Origin of the sequence: Streptomyces nanshensis, assembly GCF_001751255.1 — a bacterium.
In the GTDB taxonomy this organism is placed as follows: Bacteria; Actinomycetota; Actinomycetes; order Streptomycetales; family Streptomycetaceae; genus Streptomyces; species Streptomyces nanshensis_A.
In genome coordinates, this window is sequence record NZ_LJGW01000584.1 from 1 (window position 1) to 2,143 (window position 2,143).

Annotated in this window: 2 protein-coding genes; both read left to right on the forward strand. The window is 76.5% G+C overall.

What is annotated here, in order from left to right; translation table 11 throughout:
• Positions 1-1,283: hypothetical protein (locus tag AN218_RS29935; RefSeq protein WP_216311825.1), on the forward strand; the 1,283-nt coding region annotated here is incomplete at its 5' end.
• A 46-nt stretch (positions 1,284-1,329) separates the two neighbouring features.
• On the forward strand, positions 1,330-2,143 hold an 814-nt coding region (locus AN218_RS29940; protein WP_079132738.1), incomplete at its 3' end, for an SDR family oxidoreductase.

The window sequence follows — 2,143 nt, forward strand, 5'->3', positions numbered from 1 at the left end:
GGACGGCGCCGGTGCGCCCGGCCGCGGCGGAGTCCTCGGGGCGGTCGGAGCGGTCGGAGCGGTCGGAGCCGTCGGGGCGGCGCAGGCCGTCAGGACCGGGCGGGTCCGCGGTGCCGTCCGTCGGCCAAGGTGCCGACCCCGTACGGGAGTTGATGCACGGGAACCGGGAGCTGTGCGCGCGGGCCGTGGATCCGCTGGAGATCGCGGCGGCGCTGGAGGCGCAGGGCGTCACGGACCGTGTGGCGGCGCGCTACCGGCACCGTGACGTCTTCGCCCTCGCCGAGGAGCTGTTCGCGCGGGCGCCGCGTGCCGAGGGGCGGAGCGTCGACGCGTCGGCACCGGCTCCCGGCGGCCCGGCGGCCACGCCGTCCTCCGCTCCGGGTTCCGTTCCGGGCCCGGTCATGGATTCCGCCACGGGTTCCGTCCCGGGTTCTGTTCAGGGCTCCGGGCGGGCCCCGCTCCGGACGCTGCGTGCGCTGGTCGCCGTCCTGCCGGGGGTGCTGTGCGCGGCGGCGGTCGCCGTTCTCACCTCGGCGGAGTCGGCCGCCTCGCCGGTCCCACCGGACCGTGGGGATCTGACCCGTACCGCCTTCGAGGTGGCCGCCGGGCTCGCGTGCGCGCTCGTACCGGCCGTGTGGTGTGCCCGCTGGTTCGCCGTACGGGCCGGGCGCAGGCTTCAACACAGCGGCGACCTGGGCGAGTTCGCGTCCGGAGCGCGCCCGCTGCTGACGGCGGCGGTCACGCTGTTCACCGCGGCGTACGTGGGGCTCCAACTGGCCGTGCGGGAGATCGTGCCGCTCGCGGCGCCGCACGGCGCGACGCCCACCGTCCGGCTGCTGCCGGTGGTGACGGCCCTCGGAGTGCTGCTCTTCGCGGCGCTGCTGCTCGCGGCGCACGGTTTCGGCGGTACGGCGGCGGGCGGACTCGTCGCCGCGTGTGCGCTCCAGGCGGCGACGGCCTCCGCGTTCCGCTCCGCGGCGGGCTCCGCGGCCCGTACCCCGACCGGTTCCGCTTCCGGTTCCGCGTCGGCCGCACCGTCCGCGGAGGCGACGGCGGACGCCGTCACGTCGGCCGTGGCCGTCGCCTGCTGGTGCACGGCGCTGCTTCTGCTGGCGTGCGCGTACGTACTGCTCGCCCGCGCCTCGGCGCACCGCCTCCCGGACGCCCCCGGCATGCCCCGCACACCCCGTACCCCGCGCACGGACCCGCCCAGGGCCCGCGGCGCGACGTGGAGAAGGACCCGGACAAGGACCCGGCGAACGACAAGGAGCAGGACCAGATGATCACTGCAAGTCCCGCGTACGGCACGTCTGTTGAGGGAGGCGTGCGATGAGAGTGCTCCTGCTCGGCGCCGGCGGCTATCTGGGCCGCTTCGTCGCCGACCGGCTGCTGGCGGACCCCGCCGTACAGCTCACGGCCCTGGGCCGCAACGACGACGCCGACGTCCGCTTCGATCTGGCGACCGGCAGCCCGGGTGCGCTGACCCGCTTCCTGAACGCGGTGCACCCCGGTGTCGTCATCAACTGCGCGGGCGCCACCCGCGGCGGCGCGCGCGAACTCGCCCGCCACAACACGGTGTCCACGGCCACGGTCTGCGAGTCGCTCCGGCGCAGCGCCTGCGACGCCCGCCTGGTGCACATCGGCTGCGCGGCGGAGTACGGACCGTCCGCCTCCGGCTCGTCCATCGGCGAGAACGCCGTGCCGCGTCCCGGCGGTCCGTACGGCGTGAGCAAGCTGGCGGCGACGGAGTTGGTGCTCGCCTCGGGCCTGGACGCGGTGGTGCTGCGCGTCTTCTCGCCCGCGGGCCCCAGCACACCGGCGGGCTCGCCGCTGGGCCGCCTGGCGGAGGGCATGCGCCGGGCCATGCAGCAGGGCGAGAGCGAACTGCGGCTCGGCGGGCTCGGGGTGCAGCGGGACTTCGTCGATGTACGGGACGTCGCGCGGGCCGTGCACGCCGCCTCGCTCTCGGCGGCGCAGGGCGTCGTCAACATCGGTACGGGACGGGCCGTTCGGCTGCGCGACGCGGCGGGCGTGCTCGCGCGCGTGGCCGGATTCCAGGGGACGCTGCACGATCTCGAACCGGGGGGCGGCGCCTCCGGTGCGGCGGTCCCCTCGTCGTCGTCCGCGGCGGCGGCCGGTGCCA